General features: G+C 60.1%; 6 protein-coding genes. 3 read left to right on the top strand and 3 right to left on the bottom strand.

Annotated elements, in window-relative coordinates; all coding sequences use genetic code 11:
• Positions 1 to 420 precede the first annotated feature (420 nt).
• The 3 genes from EXN68_RS26880 to EXN68_RS26870 are packed head-to-tail and all read left to right on the top strand — an operon-like array spanning position 421 to position 3807.
• Positions 421 to 771, top strand: a complete 351-nt coding sequence (locus EXN68_RS26880) for a DUF3088 domain-containing protein (RefSeq protein WP_142843646.1) — start codon at positions 421 to 423, stop codon at positions 769 to 771.
• Positions 772 to 810: 39 nt separating this feature from the next.
• Positions 811 to 2406: an ABC transporter substrate-binding protein gene (locus EXN68_RS26875; protein ID WP_142843645.1), complete on the top strand. Its 1596-nt coding sequence runs from the start codon at positions 811 to 813 to the stop codon at positions 2404 to 2406.
• 48 nt (positions 2407 to 2454) lie between these two features.
• Positions 2455 to 3807 (top strand): LLM class flavin-dependent oxidoreductase, encoded by a 1353-nt coding sequence (locus EXN68_RS26870; RefSeq protein WP_142843644.1) that lies wholly within the window; start codon positions 2455 to 2457, stop codon positions 3805 to 3807.
• Positions 3808 to 3823: 16 nt separating this feature from the next.
• Here the strand turns inward: EXN68_RS26870 and EXN68_RS26865 are convergent, their stop codons facing one another.
• The 3 genes from EXN68_RS26865 to EXN68_RS26855 all read right to left on the bottom strand — a co-directional run bounded on the left by EXN68_RS26865 (position 3824) and on the right by EXN68_RS26855 (position 7197).
• Positions 3824 to 4795, bottom strand: coding sequence for a LysR substrate-binding domain-containing protein (locus tag EXN68_RS26865; protein ID WP_142843643.1), 972 nt, complete (start codon positions 4793 to 4795; stop codon positions 3824 to 3826).
• Positions 4796 to 4832: 37 nt separating this feature from the next.
• Positions 4833 to 6071 (bottom strand): acyl-CoA dehydrogenase family protein, encoded by a 1239-nt coding sequence (locus EXN68_RS26860; RefSeq protein ID WP_142843642.1) that lies wholly within the window; start codon positions 6069 to 6071, stop codon positions 4833 to 4835.
• 70 nt (positions 6072 to 6141) lie between these two features.
• Complete coding sequence (locus EXN68_RS26855) at positions 6142 to 7197, bottom strand: aldo/keto reductase (RefSeq protein ID WP_142843641.1); 1056 nt, start codon at positions 7195 to 7197, stop codon at positions 6142 to 6144.
• Positions 7198 to 7200 lie beyond the last annotated feature (3 nt).

Genomic DNA, 7200 nt, shown 5'->3' with positions numbered 1-7200 from the left:
AGCCGATCCAGAAAACTATCATGGAAACAAGGCTCTAACCGCAGGATACAGGATATTCCCAGCTAATCCCGGAAAAAGGCTCGTCCTGCCATCTGATATTGCGGGTTACACAAGCCCGGCATGACGGTAGAGCGGTCTATGATCTTCTTCATCAACTCTAACCCGGCAATTCTGTCGGGTTTTTTATTGCTGAAAATTGCTGTCCGGCCTTTTTTCGCTGTCGCGTGATAATGGTATTTTCGGGAAAAACATTGCTTTTGGAACAGGCCGGCAGGAACAGCGATGCCGGCATTTGAAATTTCAAAAAAATCAATTTCATCAATAATTTAACGCAAAGCAATTCTTCGTTTCAAAGCAAGAATTGCTTTCTGGACCCACGCTTTGGCTGCCTGCACTGTGAACTGGAAATCTCACCCGCAAATGATGGATGCCATGGCCAAGGACACGCTTTTTCTGATCTCCCCCGGTTTTGAAGACCCCAAGCACCCGGGTGTCCGCTTCGTCTGCCCGCATTGTAACCAGATCGAGGGTCTGCTTGCCGCCTTTCCAGACCTAGCGGGGCAGATCGATATCCGCCGCGTCGGTTTTCAGCGCCCGCGTGAGGCGGTCATCGCCGCCGTGGGTGAAGAAAACCAGTCGCTGCCGCTGTTCGTCTTTGCCGGCGAGGCACCCGCTGACGCCGCGGCAAAGGGCGATACGCACTTCATTCAGGACACCAAACGCATTTTGCAAATCCTCGCCGAGCGCCACGGGTTCCCACAGTTGCATTGAGTTGCCGCTCCCGCACATCGGATTTTTTCGGAGACAGACATGACCATTTCCAGACGCCAGTTTCATAAGATTGCACTTGCCGCCGGCGCATTCGTTGCGCTTCCGGGCGGTTCTTTCGCCGCTGCCGAAGAGCCCGTTTCGGGCGGCACGCTGAAGATCGTATATTTCCCTGAACCGACCCAGCTCGTGGCCATCAATACCAGTGCGGGCGGCCCACAGTTCATCGGTTCGAAAATTTACGACGGGCTTTTGACCTATGATTACGAGCTGTCGCCCCAGCCAAGTCTTGCTAGGGAATGGAGCGTTTCGGCCGACGGGCTGGAATATGTCTTCCATCTGCAGCCGAATGCGAAGTTCCATGACGGCAAACCTGTGACATCGGCGGATGTGGAATTCTCCATCCTGCGGCTGAAAGAGGCGCATCCGCGCGGCCGGGCGACGTTCTCGAACGTTGAAAGCGTCGATATATCAGATCCGCTGGTTGCGAAGGTGAAGCTTTCCAAGCCCGCCCCGGGCCTGATCACCGCGCTTGCCTCGTCGGAATCGCCAATCGTGCCGAAGCATATTTTCGAAACCTTCAAGCCGACAGATAATCCGAAGCCCGCCCAGATCATCGGCAGCGGTCCCTTCGTGCTGAAGGAATGGGTGCCGGGCAGTCATATCCTGCTGGAGAAAAATGCCGATTATTGGGACGCGCCGCGCCCTCATCTCGACCGCGTCATCATCCGCCTCATCAACGATGCGGGTGCCCGTGCTGCCGCACTGGAAACCGGGGAAGGGGACATCGGCCCCAACCCGGTCGCGCTTGCCGATCTGGAACGGCTGAAATCCATTCCGACGCTGAAGGTGGATGACCGCATCTATGCCTATGCCGGCCAGCAGAACCAGCTCGTCATCAACCTTGAGAACGAATATCTCAAGGAGTTGAAGGTCAGGCAGGCCATCGCCCATGCCATCGACGTTCCGGCGCTCATCGATACCGTGCTTTATGGTTATGCCGTGCCGTCGCCGACGCCGATCAGCCCCGGCCTTGCGAAGTTCCACAATGCGGATATCGGTTTTGCCAAGTTCGACGTCGCGCAGGCGGAGAAATTGCTGGATGAGGCAGGCTTTCCGCGCAAGGACGGCGGCAAGCGCTTCAAGCTCAGAGTTACCACCAACCCGTTCAATCCGCAGACCTATTCGGATTTCATCGCGCAGGCGCTGTCGAAAATCGGCATCGAGGCGGATATCCAGAAATTCGATTTCGGCACCTATGTGAAGGTCGTCTATACCGACCGCGCCTGGGACCTTTCGGTGGAATCCCTCTCCAACACTTTCGATCCGACAGCCGGTGTGCAGCGCGTCTACTGGAGCAAGAACTTCAAGATCGGCCTGCCGTTCTCCAATGCCAGCCATTACGCCAATCCGGAGGTGGACCGGCTGCTGGAAGCGGCGGCAGTGGAGCCGGATATCGAAAAGCGCGCGACTTTCTTCAAGGAATTTCAGGCCGTTGTCGCCAGGGATCTTCCCGTCATCAATCTCGTCTCTCCCATCCAGCCGGTCGTCGGCAGCGTGCGCATCAAGGACTACGCGACCGGCGCAGAGGGGTTGAGCGGCAATCTCGCCAAAGCCTGGGTGACGAAGGAGGCCTGAGCCTCCTTCGGTTTCAAGCCGCATCAGAGCGAATAAGAGGTTATTTCCATGAGCAGAAAATCCGAAAAGCTGGTTCTCAATGCCTTCATCTATCCTGGCGGACATCATGAGGCTGCATGGCGGCATCCGGATTCGGAGCCCCATCGCGTCACCGATATAAAGCTCTATCAGGATATCGCCCGCAAGGCCGAAGCGGCGAAACTGGATGCCATCTTCTTTGCCGATGCGCCGGTGCTGGATGCCAATATCCGCTATGCCGCCCGCCACCGGCTGGAGCCGATCACCATGCTTTCGGCGCTCGCTGCCGTCACCGAAAAGATCGGTTTCATCGCCACGGCCTCCACCACCTATTACGAGCCCTACAATCTCGCGCGGCTGTTTGCGTCCGTCGATCATATCAGCGGCGGCCGGATTGGCTGGAACATCGTCACGACCTCGGCGGATGCTGCGGCCGGTAACTTCAATCTCCAGAAACATCCGCCGCATGCCGACCGTTACCGTCAGGCCATCGAGTTCGTCGATGTGGTGACGAAGCTCTGGGACAGCTGGGAAGACGATGCCATCGTCGCCGACAAGGAAAGCGGTCTGTTTGCCGAGACAGACCGCATCCACCCCGCCAATCACGATGGGGAATTTTATCGGGTGCGGGGCGCGCTCAACCTGCCGCGTTCACCCCAGGGCCGGCCGGTCTATGTGCAGGCCGGCTCCTCGGAGGAGGGCCGTGGTTTTGCGGCTCACTATGCTGAGGCAATCTTTACCGCGCATCAAACTCTGGAGAGTGCGCGGTCTTTTTATTCTGACATCAAGAGACGTGTTGCCGCCACAGGTCGCAATCCCGCCCATGTTAAAATCCTGCCTGGCATCAGCCCCTTTATCGCCTCAACCGAGGAGGAGGCGCGCAAACTTGAGGCCTCCTTCAACGATCTCATCCAGCCGGCCTTTTCGCTCGGGCAATTGCAGCGCATCACAGGCATAGACCTGTCATCGGCCGATCTTGACCAGCCGCTGCCAATAGAGGCCGTCGAGGCGACGCGCGCGCAGGCGGATAGCAGCCGCCATCAGCTGGTCCTCGATGTCATAGACCGGGAAAACCCGACGATCCGACAATTGTTGCACCGGCTTGCCGGCGGGCGCGGCCACAAGGTGATTTCCGGAACGCCGGAACAGGTGGCGGACTGGATAGAGACCTGGTTCCGCGAGGGCGCCGCCGATGGCTTCAACATCATGCCGCCATGGCTGAATGGCGGGTTCGATATCTTCGTGGATGAGGTGGTGCCGATCCTGAAACGGCGCGGCCTGTTCCGCGAAGATTACGAAGGCGATACGCTGCGCGACCATTATGGCCTGCCACGGCCGGATAACATCTACGCGGCCAGAGAGTTGCAAAGGGAACGCGCCTGAGGTGGGACGGGCGTGTTCAGGCGGCGGCTTCGAGGGAGCGTATATCCTCGCGCAACAGAGCGAGTAGAGATGCGACCTCCGGCAGCCGCCGCCTGTCAGGACTGGTCAGCAGGTGGTAACGGCTCGCAGTCGGCTGCGGTGAGCCGAAGGGGGCGATAAGACGGCCGCTTTTCAGTTCTTCCGAAATCAGCGAGTGGCGCGCGAGGCCGATGCCATGGCCGGATAAGATTGCTTCTATCAGCGCCGTCTGGCGCGTAAAACGTGGGCCTGTCGCCGAAAGCCGGAGCGGAATGCGGCACGCGCGCAGCCAGTTCGCCCATTCGAAGGCGGCGTCCAGGCCATTGCCGCGCAACATCGCAAAGCCGAGATCCCGCAATTGGGCGGGCTCGCCTGCAAGCCCATGGCGGGTTGCGAACTGCGGAGTGCAGACAGCGCTAACGGTATCGGCGAAAAGCGGCTCGTGAAGAAAGCCCGGAATTTGCGCGTGGGTGGCGACGATGGCGCAATCGGCATCAAAATGGGTGAGATCGACGGTTTCACCCTCGATGGATTCGATCGAAAGCTCGACGTCTCCGAGGGCCGGAACGATGCTGCCCAGCCGCGGCGCCAGCCAGCGGGCGGCAAAGCAACCTTCCGCCAGAACCTTCAACTGCGGTCGTGCGTTCGAAACCATAAGGTCGGAAAGACTGCCAATCATGGTCTCGAAAGCATCGGCAAGGCCGGGATAAAGCGCGCTGCCGGCATCCGTCAGCAGCAATTCACCGCGCTGGCGGCTGAAAAGCGGCTGGCCGAGATGGGTTTCGAGAATACGGACCTGCTGGCCGATGGCGGCGGTGGAGACATGCAGTTCCTCCGCCGCCCGCGAGAAGCTCGCATGGCGGGCGGCCACGACAAAGGCGCGCAAGGCGGTCAGCGGCGGCAGCCTGGAAAGTGTGGGCAGGCGAAAAGCTGCCCGGCTCGCGGCGGGAGCGACAAACTCCGTTCTCATTGCTGTTCCTCCTTTGCCGCCTGCATCTTCCGCATGGTCAGAACACCCGGCCTTCCCTGAGATGCGTCGTGGTGCCATTGAGGTAATAGTCACCAATCACCCGCGCCTTGTGGGCCAGCGGATTGTGATTGTAGACCGTGCGGATGTTGCGCCAGTGGCGGTCGAAATTGCGTTCGCTCGAGGTCGCCGAGCCGCCGCCGAGTTCATAGAGGTTGGTAGCGACGGTCAGCGAAAGCTGCGAGGCGATGATCTGGGTGCGGGCGGTGGCGAGCGAGCCTTCCAGCAGGGCTGCCTCAATGGCCTCTTCGTCACCATTTGCAAAGGCTGCAGCCGTTCGGTCGAGCGTTCGGGCCGCTTCGCGGATGAGTGTCTTGACGGCGAAAGCTCCGGCACTGATTTCACCCAGCATCTTCTGCACGAAGGGATCCTGATTGGCGGTTTCCGCAGCGCTGTGAAGCGTGGTGCGCGCCTGGCGCAGAACATATTCCACACCGTCATTAAGCGCGCCCTGAACGGCGCCGGCGGCAGACGCAGCAAGGTGCAGCTGTCGCATGGCCGAGCTGTGGCGGCCGATCTGGGTGCCGAGCTTGCGGGTTGTCAGCTCATGCGGCAGCACCTCGACATTTTCAAGCAGCACGCCGCCGCTTGCCGTCATGCGCTGGCCCATGCTGTCCCAGTCGTCGAGGATGGTGATGCCGGTGCGATCAAGCGGAATGAGCACGCCGATTGGCTGCTCGTCATCGCCAATGGCGCTGAAGGTGCCGAAATCGGCAAAGGCCGTACCGGTCGCATACCATTTGCGGCCGTTCAGCCGGTAGCGGTCGCCATCGGCACTTAGCCGCGTGGTGATTTCGCCGGGGCGTTTGGTGCCCTGTTCGGTGCTGGCGCCCGCAAAGAGCTTGCCGGCAAGGACATGTTCAAGATGCCGCCGGTCCTCCAGCTCGATGGGTGCAAGGGCGAGATTTTCGGTGAAATTGAAATGGCTGCGAAGCGCGTGCGGAATATTGCTGTCGGCTTCGCCGAGGATCATCAGCACTTCGATGTAGTCGGCAATCGAGCCGCCCGGTCCGCCCTTGGCTTCGGGGACACGCAGCGTGCCGATCTTTGCCTCCTTGATAAGGGCGAAGATATCGAAGGGCAGTTCCCGTTGACGCTCGCGGCGGGCGGCATCCCGGGCTGCGATAGCCGCAATGTCCTTTGCCCGGGCCAGGATTTCGTCACGGCTCGGCACGCCGGAATTATTGGTGGTGGTTGTCTGTGGTTTCGGATTGGACATTGCGGTTTTCCCGTGAGCGGATGTGATAGCCTGCGGCACAATCGCGCCGCAGGCATGTTCGTCTGGACGATCAGGCGACCGCGCGCGGCTTGAGCGCCGGGCGGTGTGCGGCCTCGAGATTGCGCGGCACGCGGCCTTCGACGGGATGGCTCGGATCGTTGAAACCGGGTGTCGAGGGATGGCCTGTTGTCACAAGGCTGTCGACCAGTGCTTCATCTCCGGCATCGATTTTCACATCGAGGGCGCGGATATAGCCATTCCAGTGCTCTTCGGTGCGCGGGCCGGTGATGGCGGCGGTGACGAACTTGTTGTTCAGCACCCAGGCGAGCGCGAAATCCGCCGCCGAAACGCCCTTTGAAGCGGCATGGGCCGCGACCTTCTGGGCGATTTCAACCGATTCCGGACGCCATTCCGTTTCCAGAACGCGCTTGTCGCCCCGGCCAACGCGGGTATCGGCACCCGGCTGTTCGCCCGGCTGATATTTGCCGGTCAGTACGCCGCGTGCGAGCGGTGAATAGGACACGACACCAAGGCCATAATGATTGGCCGCTGGCAGCTGCTCGGCTTCGGCCGTGCGGTTGACGATGTTGTAGAGCGGCTGGCTGGCAACCGGCCGGTCGATGCCTAGCTGGTCGGCCAGATGCGAAATTTCAGCGATGCGCCAGCCGCGGAAGTTCGAAACGCCGAAATAGCGCAGCTTGCCGGCGCGGATGAGATCGGCGATGGCGCGCACCGGCTCTTCCAGCGGCGCATCGAAGACGGCGCGGTGGAAATAGAGGATGTCGATATAATCAGTGTTAAGGCGGCGCAGCGAATTCTCGACGGTCTCGATCACCCATTTGCGAGAATGGCCGCCAAGGTTCGGGCCCTTGGTATGGGAATTGACGAATTTCGTCGCCAGAACCCAGTGATCGCGCGTGGACTTGATGCCGCGGCCAACGACCTCTTCCGACTTGCCGTCGTGATAGACATCGGCGGTGTCGATGAAGTTGATGCCCTGTTCGCGCGCCTTGTCGATGATGCGAAAGGCCACGTCATCCGGTGTCGGGCCTCCGAACATCATCGTGCCGAGGCTCAGCGGTGAAACTTTCAGCGCGCTGCGTCCGAGATAGCGATAGTCGACCATTAT

The organism is Martinezella rhizogenes (assembly GCF_007002745.1).
Taxonomy (GTDB): Bacteria; Pseudomonadota; Alphaproteobacteria; order Rhizobiales; family Rhizobiaceae; genus Agrobacterium; species Agrobacterium cucumeris.
The sequence above is the reverse complement of the archived record's forward strand: the minus strand, read 5'-3'. Positions and strand labels throughout refer to the sequence as shown.